The sequence below is a fragment of the Paenibacillus sp. FSL M7-0802 genome (genome assembly GCF_038004945.1).
Taxonomy (GTDB): Bacteria; Bacillota; Bacilli; order Paenibacillales; family Paenibacillaceae; genus Paenibacillus; species Paenibacillus polymyxa_B.
Genome location: NZ_JBBOSD010000001.1, coordinates 2,181,794 through 2,198,397 on the forward strand (window position 1 = coordinate 2,181,794; position 16,604 = coordinate 2,198,397).

The 16,604-nt window shown below is 49.8% G+C and carries 14 protein-coding genes; 3 read left to right on the forward strand and 11 right to left on the reverse strand.

The window, feature by feature from the left end; genetic code table 11:
* Position 1: 1 nt before the first annotated feature.
* From MHB54_RS10230 to MHB54_RS10255, 6 genes are all read right to left on the reverse strand, one after another.
* Positions 2-340, reverse strand: coding sequence for a hypothetical protein (locus MHB54_RS10230; protein WP_023986799.1), 339 nt, complete (start codon positions 338-340; stop codon positions 2-4).
* The gene (locus MHB54_RS10235; protein ID WP_226887799.1) at positions 340-897 is read right to left on the reverse strand and encodes a hypothetical protein; all 558 of its coding nucleotides are present in this window, start codon (positions 895-897) and stop codon (positions 340-342) included. The genes MHB54_RS10230 and MHB54_RS10235 overlap by 1 nt, the downstream gene beginning before the upstream one ends.
* 90 nt (positions 898-987) lie before the next feature.
* Positions 988-1,893 carry a M15 family metallopeptidase gene (locus tag MHB54_RS10240; protein ID WP_071559386.1) on the reverse strand — a complete coding sequence of 302 codons (906 nt, stop codon included), beginning with the start codon at positions 1,891-1,893 and terminating at the stop codon, positions 988-990.
* A gap of 151 nt (positions 1,894-2,044) precedes the next feature.
* The gene (locus MHB54_RS10245) at positions 2,045-2,770 is read right to left on the reverse strand and encodes a phosphoribosylglycinamide synthetase (RefSeq protein WP_071559387.1); all 726 of its coding nucleotides are present in this window, start codon (positions 2,768-2,770) and stop codon (positions 2,045-2,047) included.
* A gap of 20 nt (positions 2,771-2,790) precedes the next feature.
* A complete protein-coding gene (locus MHB54_RS10250) occupies positions 2,791-5,916 on the reverse strand; it encodes a DEAD/DEAH box helicase (RefSeq protein ID WP_340981588.1) in 3,126 nt (1,041 codons plus the stop codon).
* A gap of 157 nt (positions 5,917-6,073) precedes the next feature.
* The gene (locus tag MHB54_RS10255) at positions 6,074-7,027 is read right to left on the reverse strand and encodes a helix-turn-helix transcriptional regulator (RefSeq protein ID WP_340981589.1); all 954 of its coding nucleotides are present in this window, start codon (positions 7,025-7,027) and stop codon (positions 6,074-6,076) included.
* A gap of 106 nt (positions 7,028-7,133) precedes the next feature.
* Here MHB54_RS10255 and MHB54_RS10260 point away from each other — a divergent pair, with 106 nt between their 5' ends.
* Entirely contained in the window at positions 7,134-7,673 is a 540-nt protein-coding gene (locus MHB54_RS10260) for a dihydrofolate reductase family protein (protein ID WP_023986793.1), read from the forward strand.
* A gap of 82 nt (positions 7,674-7,755) precedes the next feature.
* On the opposite strand, the gene MHB54_RS10265 is transcribed toward MHB54_RS10260, so the two are convergent.
* From MHB54_RS10265 to MHB54_RS10275, 3 genes are all read right to left on the reverse strand, one after another.
* Positions 7,756-9,051 (reverse strand): ABC transporter substrate-binding protein, encoded by a 1,296-nt coding sequence (locus MHB54_RS10265; RefSeq protein ID WP_264454239.1) that lies wholly within the window; start codon positions 9,049-9,051, stop codon positions 7,756-7,758.
* Positions 9,052-9,278: 227 nt separating this feature from the next.
* The gene (locus tag MHB54_RS10270) at positions 9,279-10,115 is read right to left on the reverse strand and encodes a carbohydrate ABC transporter permease (protein WP_025721894.1); all 837 of its coding nucleotides are present in this window, start codon (positions 10,113-10,115) and stop codon (positions 9,279-9,281) included.
* Entirely contained in the window at positions 10,116-10,997 is an 882-nt protein-coding gene (locus MHB54_RS10275) for a carbohydrate ABC transporter permease (RefSeq protein WP_023986790.1), read from the reverse strand.
* A 208-nt stretch (positions 10,998-11,205) separates the two neighbouring features.
* Between MHB54_RS10275 and MHB54_RS10280 the strand changes: the two genes are divergently transcribed.
* Positions 11,206-13,020 (forward strand): sensor histidine kinase, encoded by a 1,815-nt coding sequence (locus MHB54_RS10280; protein WP_340981590.1) that lies wholly within the window; start codon positions 11,206-11,208, stop codon positions 13,018-13,020.
* 7 nt (positions 13,021-13,027) lie between these two features.
* A complete protein-coding gene (locus tag MHB54_RS10285; protein ID WP_053324528.1) occupies positions 13,028-14,662 on the forward strand; it encodes a response regulator transcription factor in 1,635 nt (544 codons plus the stop codon).
* On the opposite strand, the gene MHB54_RS10290 is transcribed toward MHB54_RS10285, so the two are convergent.
* Together MHB54_RS10290 and MHB54_RS10295 are read right to left on the reverse strand one after the other, a co-directional pair.
* The gene (locus MHB54_RS10290) at positions 14,628-15,215 is read right to left on the reverse strand and encodes a GNAT family N-acetyltransferase (RefSeq protein WP_071559390.1); all 588 of its coding nucleotides are present in this window, start codon (positions 15,213-15,215) and stop codon (positions 14,628-14,630) included. The genes MHB54_RS10285 and MHB54_RS10290 overlap by 35 nt on opposite strands.
* Before the next feature lie 112 nt (positions 15,216-15,327).
* On the reverse strand, positions 15,328-16,452 hold the full coding sequence (locus MHB54_RS10295) for an NADH-dependent flavin oxidoreductase (RefSeq protein WP_264454241.1): 1,125 nt from the start codon (positions 16,450-16,452) through the stop codon (positions 15,328-15,330).
* Positions 16,453-16,604: the final 152 nt, after the last annotated feature.

A 16,604-nucleotide genomic window follows, 5' to 3' on the forward strand; every position in this document is an offset into this window, starting at 1 on the left:
CTTAACCCCCAGAGAAAAAGCCGCTGCGTGAGCCGCTGCTGCCAAAACCGCTGTGTGAGCTGGAAGATGAGGATGAGCTTTTGCGGTAAGAACTGGAAGATGAACGACTACTATGGTATGAGGAACCTCCACTATAATATGTCGATCCACCATAGTAATACCCGCTGCTGCCTGAATCCCGACACGCCGTTTGTTCCGATACAGGAAGCTCATCGCAGTCATAATACTCGTCGTCACCGCAACCCGTCAGAGCGGCCGGGACAGCCAACATCAGGGCAAAGGCCGCCATCCGTGTACGAGAGCCGGGCTTGGATTTCATTTTTTCCCAAGAATGCTCCATCACAGATCGACCTCCTTCACAAACAGATGTACCTTTTTCAGCTGAGGGTCCAGTACCGAATATATAAATTCATATGTTTTGCCACCCAGTACTGTATAGTGATCTAATAGTCGTTGGGCCAACTCCAAAGTAAATACCGAACCTTCCCGCTGATCCATACTACGGAATGCAGGTTCATGCCATATCCAGTACATTGCACTGAATGTGGAAGTGTAACCTCCCTCACTGGCAAGCACGAGGTCTGTGATGGAGGCACCGTAAGGCTTTGCGCGTTCCCCTGTAAATTCAGTCACATAGACGGAATGATCCGTATGTTCCTCACTTTCATTCGAGATATGCGACCATAGTTTGTCATGGAGACGCGTAGCGTCTACAAGCTTGCGTAGAAACAGCTCATCTCCCGATACGGATTCCCGTGTCAGGCTGCGCAGTTCCTTTTGAGTGTCTTCCGACCATTCGCGATACGTTAATGAATAATAAATGATGATTCCCTTCCCTTCCTGTACGCTTCTGTCATGAGGTTTGCAACAAATCAAAGCGCTTCTGTCGTCGTTCACTATACGAGATTCTACCTTGAAAAGGTTCAATTTGGAAGAAAAACACGACAAAAAGCCGCAATCCCTAGGATTACGGCTTGATTTTAGCTGCTACAGCTTGATATTGTTCTCGTCGAAATATTCCTCCAGCGTCATCCCCTGCTTGGCTACATCCTCCGCAATGTCTATTCCCACATAACGGATATGCCAAGGCTCGTACACATAGCCGGTTACATCTTCCTTACCCTTCATATAACGAATAATAAATCCGTATTCCGGTGCATGTTTTTCCAGCCATTCGCCTTCCTTGGAAGCTCCGAAGGATTGCTCCAGCACATTACCTACGCTTGGGCTGGATACATCAATGGACAATCCTGTCTGATGCTCACTCGTACCCGGTACAGCGCTAACTTTAGAGGCATATTCCTGCCCCTTTGTCTTTACATTGTTGTTGAAAATAGATACCTGACGCTTATAGGAACGGTATCCCGATACCGCACGTAGCTCAATGCCGTCTTTTTCCGCACCGTCGAACAGCTTCTCCAGTGCCTCTGCCGCTTCCTTACGCAAATGCCGCTTTTCATGCGGTCCCTCGAAGGAAAATGGCACCTGCGGCTCCACTAAGTCATCGGGGACATAGCCTACAGGCAAGCTGCGCTTTTTGTTCACAACGACTGTATCAGAAGTCGCATTGGTGACGATCGCGGTTCCATCCTCTTCCTTAACCGTGGCTTGCAGCGCACTCTGGCTCCGCAACGCCATCACAGGGTCGGCTTGTCCGCCTTCTGTACCCGCAGAGGCTTGTCCAGCGCTAGTGCTGCCATTGTCCGCATCCGGCTGGGTGGAAGGCTGCACATTCTCCTGTACCGCTGTAGATGACTTCAACGGCTCGCTTTCCTGTCCACCTGATCCTCCCTGCTGGCAGGCTGCCAGTAATAGCCCTGGCAGGATCAGCCCTGGAATGAGCGCTTTGGTCCAGCGCTTAGATGCTCGCGTCTGTTGTATATGTCGTTTCATGCTGGTATCTCCTCCAATATTGCAATTGATGCATGACTTGCCGTCACTTTTCCGTTTCCCCATTGTAACTGAACTTTTGGCACTCTTCGAAGCCGTTATCCCGTTCGATGAAGGCGAATAGACTCGAAAAAGGAAGTATATACCCGAATTGTTACGGAGTATGACGTTTTTGCGGGATTGCAGCTCGGGCCCGCTCGGCTACCCGTTCACGTATGAGTTTCAATGCCTCTTCCGCACGGGGTAAACCCGGCAGTAAAGCCGTAATATCCGCTTCCTTCTTAGGAGCAAGCTTCTGCGGCAGACGAATCTCAATCGCGTGAAAGCCCGCACCGGGACGATGCAATGCTCCTTCTGCCGCAGACTCTGCAATCCATTCGCTAATCGCTGCCGATCCGCTACGTCCGCCCTCTGGCCGTGAGGTAGACTCAAGCGCGGGGGATGTCCCCTGCACATGGGATAACTCTCCGGCCCAAGCACTAAATACGTACTCCAGCAGCTCTTCCCGCGACATTCCGATCAGTTCCAGACAGGTCTGCGGATCGCTTTCCAGACCGGCTTGAAGAGCTTTCTTCACATCGTCGACTACACCCACGCCATCCTCCATGCTGGAAGTGGCTGTCTCAGCTGCTAGCTGAACGATCTCATCCAGCGATAGACAGGTTTCCCCTTGCAAAAAACGATAGATATCCAAAGGATCTGCTTTTAGCTGCTCCAGCCATGCCTTCCGCTGTTCGGGGTTTAGTACAGGCGCTGGGCCAGTCCATTGGACAGCATGTGTGGAAGGTACACCCGTTGATTCGCCTTCCAACCCCAATCCGTCTAATTCCGCTATCCATTGACCGTCAGTTACTTTTAGCTTCACTCGCGGCCTCGTCATCGCCTTCATCCTTTCTCTGCTCACTCAATCCATACATCATTTTGCAGCGCAATCAGACCGCGCAATTCATCATCAGACATTTCGGTGAGCCAATGTTCACCGGAGCCGACAACCTGCTCGGAAAGTGCCTTTTTGCTCTCGATCAGCTCGTCGATCCGCTCCTCCAGTGTACCTTGGCAAATCAGCTTGTGCACTTGTACATTGCGGCTTTGACCAATACGGAATACGCGGTCCGTCGCCTGGTTTTCCACTGCAGGATTCCACCAGCGGTCATAGTGAATGACATGGCTGGCGCGTGTCAGGTTCAGGCCCACGCCACCTGCACGCAGGGAAAGTACGAATATATTCGGTCCTTCTCCCTGCTGGAAGTTGTGAACAATTTCATCACGTCTGGTTTTCGCCAGTCCTCCATGCAGAAAATACGGCTCTTCCCCGAAGATTTTGGCCAAACGAGAGACCAGCAATTCTCCCATCGACACATATTGGGTGAATATCAGCGCCGATTCGCCGTTCTCGCGAATCGTCTCTACCAATTCCAGCAGTCGCTCCATTTTGCCCGAGTTTTCAGTTTTACCACTATCAGCCCGGCCCGGAATGATCAGACCCGGATGGTCACAAATCTGCTTCAACTTGGTCAGCGAAGATAGAACAAGCCCTTTGCGAGCCATACCGATCTGCCCATCCAGTGTTCCCAATAATTGATCCACCACGCCCCGATACAATCCGGCCTGCTCTGGTGTCAGTACACAGTAGGATTTCAACTCCAGCTTCTCTGGCAAATCCTTGCGTATATCTGGGTCGCTTTTGAGACGACGCAGCATGAACGGGGAGACGAGGCGATGAAGCTCACGCAACGCGGACCCCCGCTCCTCTCCTGCCAGACTGTAACGCTGGCGGAATGAAGAAGCCGTACCAAGGTAACCTGGATTCAGGAATTGAAAAATAGACCACAACTCGCTCAGCCGATTCTCTACCGGGGTACCCGTCATGGCAATCCGATGTGGAGCAGACAGCTTCATGACGCTTTGTGCTTGCTTTGTTCGTGCATTTTTTATATATTGCGCCTCATCCAACACGATGGACGACCAGTATACCGCAGATAAATCGCTGCCGTCCCGGCCCGCCAAATGATAGGTAGTGAGGACGATATCATACTCACGTACACTTTCCTGAAACAGCTCGCCGTGGAGTCGCTGGTTGCCATGGTGAATATACAGTGACAAATCCGGTGAAAAGCGCTTCAACTCGCGCTGCCAGTTGCCAAGCAAGGACGTCGGACAGATGATCAACGCCGGACGTTGATCATCTGCGCCGATGCCACCGTCGAGCAGGCAGGTGATGACTTGAATCGTTTTACCAAGTCCCATGTCGTCCGCAAGGCAGACGCCAAAGCCCAATCCACGCATCGCAGCCAGCCATTGAAAGCCGCGCTCTTGATAGGGCCGTAATGCGCCATGCAGCGTCTCCGGCACAGGCCGTGGCTCTACCGAACGGAGTACGCCGCCCTCAGCCAAGGACGCAAGCAATCCGGCGGATTCCGCGCCAAAGATGGACAAGCCCTTCCATGAGGCCTCGCCTGCACTTTCATTTTCTGCAGCTAGATGCATCCATTCGGACAAGCTCATCTCACCGTTTTCCCCGCGCTTGATAAAGCGCAGCACCTGACGGATTTCCTTGGGATCGACCTCGATCCATTCCCCTCCGAGACGTACATACGGCAAATTGGCCGCGACGATGCTTTCCAGTTCCTCCATCGTCAAAATCGTATCACCCAGCACAGCCTCGGCATCAAACGAAATCATGCGGTTAATGCCGACAGACGATGTATCGGCAATCACACCATCTGGCTTGGCACCCTGCTCTGTCGAACGCATTTTGAGCCGCAAGCCTGCACGTCTTCGGCCCTCCCGGCTCCAGCGCGAAGGCATTTGCACGGTGATACCGTTCTTTTGTAGTGCAGGAACGGCTTCCGTCAGGAAGCGGAAGAACAACTCTGGCTCCAGTGTCAGCCCCTCGGGATAAGGACGGTTCAACGCTTCCTGCAATATAGGTGCCGCTTCAACCGCCTGTCCGAGCCTCATTAACAGTTGCGCCTGCACTTGACGATATACAATTCCGCCTCGAACCAGATCACGTTCAGGATGCGCCCACAGTGCCAGAGCAGGCAGTCGCAACCCCGGCTCAGCATCGCTTTCTGCCCAAAAGGTAATGCGCCAATCCTTGACACTCTCTTCCAGCGAAGGCTCCAAACGAAGGCACAACCGCAGTTGCCCTTCTATCGGCTCCTTGTCTTCCCGTTCCGTAACAGGCATTGCGCTTCCCTCAAGAGAGGACGCTTGAAGCACCAGCTCCTCCATCTCCGCTGGCGTTCCCTGAATCGCCACCGGGCGGGAACCTGTCAGCAGACTGTTCCACCACAGCTCTGCCAGCGGCGATCCTCCGCGCCGATACTCTGCGCGATATCGACCCAGCTCACGGTCTGAGGCTGCCAGCACCGCGGTCGTTTCCGCATGGATGACCGCACACAAGAAGGAGTACAGCACGATTCCGGCTGCATCCTCACGTGTTTCAGGCTCCTTGCCCGCAAAAACAGCCGGAGCCGCCATACAAACAGCCGGCATTGCAGCAGCCAGCTCATAAAAGCGGCGTATGTCCTCCTCTTGACACAGTCGAGGAATCCACACCCCGACAGCCGCTTCCGGACCACGACGGCGCGGTCCCGATGGACGCGCCTCTGTAAGCGATGGCGCAATTTCGCCCCGCTGCATCAGCTCTAGCGCGAAATAAGCAGCTTTTTGCCAATATTGCATTTCCTCGCCCAGCGTAATGCCCGATGCCGCACAGCCCTTCTCGTCCATGCGGGTCAACAGTGCCATCGTCTCGCGCGGTTCCAGCGCCAAACCCTCCAATGTACGCCCCAGCATGGAACGTCTTTTGCCACCTCTGCCCGCGGTTTCCACACGAGCAGTGTTCGGTATCCGTACCTCAGCAAGACGCAACGCAGCCTGCCGAAACGGCCGAAGGTCTCCCTTTAGCGTCAGCCTGCGGATTACACTGCTCCACGCATCGATACGTGGTTCCGACGTCTCACCAGAAAAGCAAAAAAACACATCTCCGAGCCATATTCCATAAAGCGGTTGATTCATATCTGTCTCCCGTCCAGCCTTTTGAATTATTACTCTTCATCATATACGAAAACGGGCTCTTTTCAAAACTTTATCACAAAAATAAATGGAAAGTCATAAGTTAATAACCTTAAATATTCATGTGGTTAACTATAAATAAGAGAATCAATTTACAGGATTAATTGTCTTTTTCTTCATCATCCGCTTTTGCATCCTTCAGATAAGGGTTCAGGCTGTCTTGCAACAGTTGCTTGACCTGTACTCGCAGTTCTTTGGGATATACGACCTCGGCCTCTGGCCCGTATTTTAGTAAAAGTCGGGACACATATCTAAACTCTTCGACCGGAATATACCCCTGCCATTCCTGACTCTTCCCTTCGTGATGGGAAACATTTTGGAAGAGGGCATCTGATCCGGCCAGCCTGGCACCCAATGCGGTAAATTTTATTTTGGACGGAATTCCTATACGAGAATCCTCCGAAGCCAACCATTCCTGAAGTGTGGGAAGGCTGTCCAAGGTTTCCTCCAGCACCGTTATTGTCATCACCCGATCTGAACGGTACAGAATGATGCGATCTCTGCTATGCGCTGGCATATACCAATATCCGTGATCAAAATACAGTCCAATCGGATATACTTCAGTCCACTTTTCACCGGAAGCGGAGCGGTAATGCATGTTCACCCGGCGCTTATTCAACGCAGCCTCCAAAATGATTGAGGTGTAGGGTGACTCTGCGTGAGTGGGTAGCATACGAAAAGAAATGTACTCCTTTAATTGATCAATACTGTCCTGCACATCCTGTGGAAGCTCGGCATAATAGTGCTCGGATAAATGTCCACGAACCGAGCCAAAAGGGATATCTGGAATGTTCTCCAACAGTTGCAGCATGAGGAAAAGACCCAGAGCCTCGTCGCGAGCAAGATGAAGGGGAGGAAGAAGCCGATTGGGGAGTGCCCGATACCCGCCATGAGGACCCATTTCGGTATAAAGGGGTAACCCGGTCTGCTGCAAATAGTCGAGATCTCTTTGTATCGTCCTGACGGAGACACCAAAACGTTCAGCCAGCTCACGCGCCGTATATTTTTTTCGGGAATCCAGTATCCTCATAAGAGCAATCCTGCGTTCGTTCATAAGGTACCCCTCGATTCAAAAATTAATTTAAAATGACCGTTTAACTACGACATAGGATGTCATAAATACATTGTAACATTAGGAAATAGAAAGGAGTGAATGAACTATGGAGGATTTGAAATCAAACGCAGTTGTGCTGTATATTGCCATGAGTCTCGACGGGTATATAGCTTTGCCGGACGGTTCGGTGGACTGGCTGTATGATGTTAAAGGGGATGGCGGGGACAATGGATATGCCGACTTTTACGACACCGTAGGTACAGTGCTGATGGGCAGGCTGACGTATGAGGAAGTGTTGAAGCTCTCAGATGATTTCCCTTATGCTGGCAAGCCATGCTATGTGCTCACACGAGCATTAACGGAGCAACAGCAAGCGCCACATGTTACATTTACGGACGAAGCTCTGACTGAACTGGTTCCACGTCTACAAGAACAATCGGAAGGTGCGGTATGGCTAGTCGGTGGAGGCCAGTTACTCCAGGCCTTCTTACAAGCTGGACTGCTGGAGAAGGCTATCATTGCGATCATTCCCAAAGTGCTTGGACAAGGAATACCGTTATTTCCAGAAGGATCGCTGCCAAGTACGTTTAAGCTTAAAGAAATAGAACGCCGCGGGGATATCGCTCTGCTCCATTACCATTTATAATTTTGTTTACAGAAAAGCCTTCATATTTCAGGATCATGCAATCTTCCTGAAATATGAAGGCTTTATCGCGTGCTTTTGTTCATTATTTGGTCTTCAAATTATCCCATGTTCTCTGGAAATCCTCGAATAGCTTCCCAGCATCCGATTTACCTGCCACATAGGCTTGCATCTGACTTCCGAATTCTTGCTGTGCTCCTTCAGGATAGCGGCTAAAGAACCAGCCCAACAGTTTGTTTTCCTTACTGTATTTCACCACTTCAGCACCCAATTGGCCCATATCAGCCTCTGCCCCTTCGATGCTCTTGAACGCTGGAATAAACTTAAATTCCTTGGTGATATACTTTTTACCCTGCTCGGATGTCACCATCCAGTTTAAGAACTCTTTCGCCTCGGGTTTGACAGACGAATTTTTATTAACCACCCAGTTGTTGGCGACACCTACAAACAACTTATCTCCGGCTGTTGCGTCTTCACCAATCGGCATAGGCAAAATACCCAAATTCAGCTTCGGATTAATACCATCAATTTGGACCTGAGTCCAGTTCCCTTGCTGCATCATGGCAGCCTTTCCAGTGGCGAAGTTCGTTACCTGCGTGTTGTAATCGGTCGTGAGCGGCTTCGAATTGCCATACTTCATTGTCAGATCAAACAGCTTAACCCACTCGGCGAATACAGCGTTGCCCGGAATCTTTGCAGTTCCATCATTCAGTCCCTTAACGAAGGCCGAAGGGTCTGGCTGATTGGCAAATGCCACGTTCAGCAAATGATTGCCTAACACCCAAAACTCCTGATATCCATTAGAAAATGGAGTAATCCCTGCAGCTTGGAGCTTTTGCGCAGCTCCCTCCAGTTCGGACAATGTTTTAGGGGTCTCCGTAATCCCCGCCTTCTTGAACAAATCCTTGTTATAAATAAAGCCGTAACCCTCCAGATTCATCGGCTGGCCATACAGCTTGCCGTCTTTGGTCATCGGCTCTTTGGCGACATCCACCACATCGCCAACCCAAGGCTGGTCAGACAGGTCCTCCAAATATTCCAGCCACGTATCCAGCTCGCGGTAACCTCCTACGTTAAAAATATCCGGCTGCTCCCCGGAGGCGAACTTCGCCTTTAACGCCGCACCATAGTCACTGCCCCCGCCCACGGTCTGAATGTCGAGCTTGATCCCTGGATGAGACGCTTCATATTCCGCCTTCATGCGATTCAGCGCTTCTGCAATCTCTACCTTAAACTGAAAAATGTGAATTGTTTTTTCCTTCACTTCCTCTTTGCCTGCGTTTTGTCCGCCACTGCTGTTACAACCTGCCAAAACCAGGGCAAAGGCCGCGAGGAGCAAGATTAGTGCTTGAGCTTTCTTTTTAAAAGTATGCGTTTTCATTTTCATGTTCCTTTCTATTCTAAATTCATATCAGATGAACTCGAAAAATTCATGTAGAAACGGAGCAAACGGAAAACGGAATGGTGCTGAACAAGCGATAGCGCTCGCCTTTGTCTCTAGATTCCCACCTTTATTCGTTTATTCAGGGGAATCTGGAGGCAACAGCGATGGTAAGCACCATCCGTTTGCGGAGTGGCCACCGTGTACATTTTCAGCTCATCCCACACTCAACCTTTGACCGAACCAGCCATAATACCTTGTATAATATATTTTTGCATGGCCAGAAAGAATACGATGACAGGCAAGATGCCCAGCACCAGAGCAGGCAAAGCCAAATCCCACTGCTTCGTGTATTGTCCAAAAAAGGCATAGGTAGCAATCGGAATCGTGCGCAGTTCAGCCTTTTGCAGTACCAGAGAAGGAAGGAGATAATCATTCCAAATCCAGAGCGTATTTAAAATAATAACAGTTACCATCATCGGTAGCATCAACGGATACACAATTCGGAAAAACACCCCGTAAGGCGTACATCCGTCCACCGTAGCTGCTTCTTCCACCTCGACTGGCACACCTTTGACGAATCCATGAAAGAGAAAGATCGACATTGGAGCTCCGAATCCCAGATAACAGATTACCAGACCACTTATACTGTTCATTAAATCCAATGTACTTACAACCTTGACCAAAGGAATCATCACCGATTGAAAAGGAATGACCATGGCAGCTACGAACAGGCTGAACAACACTCGATTATAACGCGTCGGACGCCGGACCATTCGGTAAGCTGCCATTGAGCTGATCAGTACGAGCAGCAGATTACTAACTACCGTAACCACGAGTGAATTCCATAAAGCTTCGGGAAAACGCGTGATGCTCCACGCTCTAGCATAGTTGCTCCATACAAAGGTTTGTGGCCAGGCCGCAGAATCGGTGAGCAGGTCACCAAAGCTTTTGACCGAATTCACGAATAAAAAGTAAAACGGGACGAGGAATAACAATGCGACGAGGATCATCACCATCTCGGTCGCCCATGTTCCAAAGCGGTAGCGCTTGCTTGTTTCCATTTACGCTTCCACCTCCCGACTTTTCGTCAGTCGTACCTGAAGGCTCGTAACCAGAGCAACAATGATAAAGAAAATGAGTGCTTTAGCTGTTCCCAGCCCATATCGATTATTCACAAACGCTTCATTGTAAATATTGAGTGCAACCGACTCTGTGGACCCGAAGGGACCGCCTTTGGTCAGTGACAAATTGAGATCGAACATTTTGAATGACCATGATATCGCCAGGAAAAGACAAACTGTAACGGCAGGCATGATCAAAGGAAGTATAATCGACCGCAAAATTTGCATCCGGCTTGCTCCGTCAATTTCGGCTGCTTCCAGCATATCGCGGGGCACATTGGTCAGGGAAGAGATATAAATAACCATCAAATACCCGGCAGTTTGCCAGATAAACACGATGACAATGCCCCAGAAGGCCGTGATCTCATCTCCCAACCAGGACAGGTTGAAGAAGGACCAGTTCGTGCTCTCTCCGATTGCTGCAAATCCCTTGACGAAAATAAACTGCCAGATAAAGCCCAGCAACAGACCTCCGATCACATTAGGCATAAAAAAGATGGTCCTCAGTACATTTTTTGTTTTCAGCGGTTTGGTTAGAAAGTACGCCAGCAGAAAGCCAAAAATATTCGCAGCCACCACTCCTACCACCGTAAAACGGACCGTAAACCAGAACGCTGTCCCAAATTTGTCATCATTCCATAAAATGTGACTGAAATTATCCAGCCCGACCCACTTTGCCTCATTGGCTACCCCATTCCACTCTGTAAAAGAATAGTACATTCCGAGCATAAAAGGGATTACAATAATGATAACGAAAAATAACGTCGACGGCCCTACAAAAATCCATTGCTGGAGCCATTGCGACGACTTGGCGCGATTCAATCCGATCCCCCCCTTTTGTTGTCTGTTGGTGTCTGGAACGCTCCCTTACGGCTTTCTTTCAGCAGCATAATGCTTGGGCCGTACGGATATGCGATTCACATGTTCATTATGTCGAATAAGCGCTCTGGAAAACACGTAGGATCGTGAACCATTAGGGGGGAAAATATTGACCTCTGGCTCGCCTTGAATTGTGAAAGGAGCTCACTGCATGAAATTTCACAGTATTCGTTCCCGCCTGATCTGGTTTTTGCTCATTGCGGTCACTCTGCCGCTGCTGCTGTCGATGACTATGACCTTTGTTCTCACCAAGCAATCCTTGCGGGAGCAGGCCACACAAGAAAATGAACGGCTTATTTTTCAGGGAATTACGAATCTGGATAACTATTTACAGGGACTGAATCGCGCGTCCATCGGAGTCTATAATGACCCCCATTTTCTGCGTAATCTGGCCAAAATTCCGGATGATTACCGGGCCGTCGCTGAAATTTACACCACACTGCAAACGATGATGAATGCTTCGTCAGGCATTGACCAAGTGTATTTGCATTCTTTTGACGCGGGGCAATCCACGTTGATTACCAGTACAGTCCCGCTACGGGAATTCCGACTGGAGCCCTTTACTGGTTCTATTCATTACGGCCCTTCCGGACTATTCATACAGCCTTCGCACATGAAGCATTTGTACGGCTTTTCGGCGGTTTCCTATGCGGAGCACAGCACAAAGCGGCAGGTATTTACACTTCATCGGGCGATTCGGAACATTCCTGCCTCAGAGACGCTTGGGGTACTCGCTATAGATGTTGATCTGGAGCCGCTGCGCAGTATTTGCCGTCAATTGTATGATGCGGATACAGAGGAGCTGTTTTTGATCGATCGGAACGGAACGATCGTATATAGCGGAAAAGAAGCATCGATTGGAACACACTGGAAGGAATCTGGCCTGCTCAATCGAATTTCTAAAGAAGGCGAGCACGGAGTGATTGAGGATGATACAGCACTGCACGTGTACGGCAAGCTGGATGCCAATCTGTCAGGCTGGACGCTCGTCAAGAAAATTCCACATCGTACGCTGTATTTACGGGCTACCCGCCTGACTCAGATTAATGCGGTCATTACAGGCGCAGCGTTGCTACTTGTCATTGTTGCCACGTTATGGATTTCGATAAAAATCACGGAACCTATTAAGCGACTGACTCGCTACATAAACCAGATTCAGTCCGGTCAACTGGATGTAGACATTCGGGCCATGAGTAACGATGAGATCGGAGTACTGTCGCGCCGTTTCAGACAGATGATGGATACCATCAATAACCTCATTTTGCGGGAATACAAGCTGGAGCTGGCTAACAAGACACATCAATTGAAAGCGCTTCAAGCACAGATTAATCCTCACTTTTTATATAATACGCTACAGTCTATTGGAACCCTGGCCCTACAGCATGAGGTGCCGCGAATTTATTCTCTGCTCTCTTCCCTTGCCAAAATGCTGCGTTATAACATGCGGGACCATACGGTCGTTACACTCAAGGAAGAAGCCGAACATGTAAAACAATATCTTGATTTACAAAAGGAACGCTTCGGTGAGCAATTAGAGGTCACTTACCAGTGGGAAGATGAGGTGCTAAATGATCGGGTGCCAAAAATGATTCTCCAACCGTTGGTGGAAAACTACTTTAAACACGGTGCCGATCCCCGGCTGGGGCCCGGTGAAATTCGCATTACAGGCAGCCGAATCCGGGAAGGCATTGTGAAAATAACAGTGGAAAATAACGGAATTTCCATTCCACAGGCCGATTTGGAGCAGCTCCAGCATATGTTAAAACGTCCGCTGAAAGCCTACGAGGAGCCGGACACTAGTGAGCAGGACTCCATTGGCCTTCGTAATGTTCTATTGCGTATTCAGCTTCACTCGGAGGATGGTTCTAACACCCTGTGCGTAGACAATATTCTGCCTCATGGCGTCCGTTATACACTCGAAATTCGTACTGAAGTCCCTACGGAAATTCATATTAAGGGAGAGTGATCTGTCAATGAAAGTCCTGATTGTAGATGATGAGAAGCATGTACGCCATGCCATACGGATGCTCGTACATTGGGAAGCTTGCGGTGTGAGCGAGGTGATTGAGGCTGAGTCGGGCGATCAGGCGATTGAGGTCATTACCGCCCTTTCCCCACCTGTTGTACTCACGGATATGCGGATGCCCGGCAAGGATGGAGTAGCACTGATGGAGTGGATTCAAGTCAATTCCCCAGCAACCCGAGTCGTGGTGGTCAGTGGCTATGATGATTTTGACTTGGTTCGACAGGTCATCCGCCGGGGAGGCATGGACTATATTCTTAAGCCCGTGGATCCAGTGGAGATTAACGAGGCTCTAAATAAAGCCACTCAAGCCTGGCGGACGGCGGAGCAAGACCGGAATAGGCAGACGATGCAGGCCATGGAGGTCAATCGGATGAGGCCGCACTATGCTGATAAGCTCCTGACTGAAATCGTTTCCGGTATAGCGAATACCCCTCTATCCATTACGCCCTTACGTGAGGAGCTACGTCTTCCTGCAGCTATTCAGATATGTAATGCAGCTGTGATGAGTACCACTCAGCTGGATGCCGATATACTGGACAAATATAAAACGCGCCGTGCGCTTTTGAGCTTTTCCCTCATTAACATCTGTAACGAATTTCTCGGAACTTCTCAAACCGGAGTTGCATTCCGTCATCTGGAGCGTATGGACGAAATTATTCTGCTGTATTGGGGCGAGCCATCTCGTTGGCCGCTGCTCTTGCAGGATATTCACACAGGGATCAAAACGGCTTTGCGGTGTTACATGCACATCGGGGTTGGCTCTTTTGGCTCTTTTGGCGCTTTTCCCATAGCGGCAGCCACTGCCTACCAAGAGGCACGGCAAGCGTTGTGGAAACGGGATGTGTTGCAAACCGCCGACTGGATGCACCAGAGTTCCCAGACACGGCAGAGCATTCGTCTTCCCCAGTTGCCTGAGATGGAAGAGGAACTGCGGCTTAGTGCGCTCAGCTGTAATGCCAATCGTGTGTCGATAGCGGTAGGCCATTGGATAGCAGCCGTAGCCGAGTTGCCTTCGGTGACAGCAGAGCAGCTAGCCAGTTGGAATCAGGAGTTGGACTGGATGCTGGCCCGCTGGCTGAATGACAGACCTGGAGATACCGATGGCGAGGAACTGGCAGATGAGTCCGGCTCCATTCATGCATTGCCGGTCGACAACCGTGGCATGCTTTCCCTGCCCTTATGGCAAAGACAGGTTGAAAACCGACTGCTGGCAGCCGGTCAGGCGCTTACACCAAGCCATAGCCCAAACAACCCGACCATCCGTGATATTGCCCGCTATCTGGATGCACACTATAACGAGGACATTTCTCTACAGGATATGGCGAGCCGCTTTTATCTCAGTCGGGAATATATTTCTCGTAAATTCAAGCAGGAGTACGGGGTTAATCTGTCAGACTATTTGTGTCAGATCAGGATGAGCAAGGCAAAGCTATTGCTGCTAAATGACAAGCTGCGCCTTCATCATATTGCCGGTATGGTCGGGTATCAGGATGAAAAATATTTTGGCAAGGTGTTCAAAAAACTGGAGGGGGTCACGCCTGGCGAATTCAGAAGACGCCATTCTGCAAATCCTCAGCCGTGACCGCATACAGCACGTGATCTTCCCACACACCATTAATCTTCAAATAGTTGAGAGCCAGCCCTTCGCGGCGAAATCCTGCCTTTTCCATCACTCGATTGGAAGGCGTATTTCTTGGCATCACTCCAGCTTGAATACGGTGTAATTCCAACTCGTTCAAGGCGTAGCGTACAATATCCTTCACTGCGGAAGTGGCATAGCCTTGTCCGTGGTATGCAGGATCTACAAAGTAGCCCAGATTGGCGTTTTGAAAGGGGCCTCTAGCGATACCCGACAGCTCCATTCTGCCAATCAGCTTATCATTTTCCGGCAAAAAAAGTCCAAACGTATATCCCTGTCCGGCTTGTGCCGCTTCCAAACCGTTGGAAATCAGACGCGCCTGTTCTTCCAGCGTAAAGTAAATTTCAGGTCGTTCTGGCTCGAACGGTTTGAAGAAATCAAAATTTTCACGTCTGATCTCTAATAAACGTTCTGCATCATTTACTTGTAACAGTCGAATCTGTAGCCCCGGATGGGTAGACTTAATCAAAATTACGCCATTAGCTTCATGCAACATTGTCAGTTTCCTTCTTTCTCCGTTATTCCTATATTATTGTGTTCATGGTCATGAGACAGGAAAATACCCCAGGTGCATGAGAGCAGCCTAGGGTATCTCCATCATTCAAAATTTAGTCCGTAACAGGCATCCAGCCTGGAAGGGTCGTCAATACATTCCACAAATAGTCAGGAATGACTAGCTCCTGCTGAGCTTGTTTGGATAATGTCGTGCGAATGGTATCTTCTGTGCCGTTTTGCACCTTCTGAACCCATTGCGGCTCCATCAAAAGCGGACGTCCCAGCGATACAAGCGGTACACCTGTCTCCAGTGCTGCAAGCGCCTCGTCCGGTGTATTCAGCGACCCGACTCCCATAATCGGCACACGGTTACCTACCTTCTCATGGATGAGAACGGTACGTGACCGTTCGTCACTACGGTCACGGAACGAACCACCAAAGAAATGATTTACGGAAATGTGCAGGTAATCCAACCCTTGATCCGCCAGACGTTCTACAAGCACCATCGTATCATCCAGCGTAATGCCTGGCGTGTGTCCTTCCTCAGGAGACAAGCGGTAGCCGAATATGAATGGACGCTTCGCATGCTCTGCGATCACTTTCTTCACTTCGTGAACAATCGCCAGCGGAAAGGCCAAGCGTTTCTCAAGGCTTCCTCCCCATTCATCAGTACGAATGTTGGAATGCGGGGAGAAGAACTGCTGCACCAGGTAACCGTTCGCTCCGTGAAGCTCCACACCATCATAGCCTGCTTCAATCGCGCGGCGAGTCGCTTCGCCATAGGCACGAATGACGCGGTGGATATCGTCGGATGTCATTTCACGCGGCACAGGCGCGCCTTCTTTTTCCTCGGCTACTGCGCTTGCACTGATCGGCTGTCCATCTGGAATTTGATCTGGTGGACACAGGCGGCCACCATGATAAATTTGCAGGATCGCTTTCGCGCCCTCCTGATGAATCGTATCTGCCAGACGGCGCAGGCTAGGAATCATTTCATCCTTGTCCGCACCAAACTCATTAACAAATCCTTTACCATCTGGAGTTACATACACACAAGCGGTAATAACCGCGCCCACACCACCGGAGCGTTCACGGTAGTATGCCAGTTCCTCGTCACTGACTTCACCATTTTCGTGGGAAGCAAAGTTAGTCATAGGTGCCATGGTAATACGGTTCTTCAACGTAACACCGGATGGCAGGGTAAAAGCTTCAAATAGAGAATTATATTTTGGGTTCATTCGTTCTCTCTCCTTCAGTTTAAATCAGATCAGATAATATAAGGCTGTTAAGCATGAAGCCGAATATGAATTGGATGCAGTTTTCCTTCCATAACGAACTCAAACTACTGTTGCTTACTTAAATACAGTGGTTGTAACAACCACAGTATAAT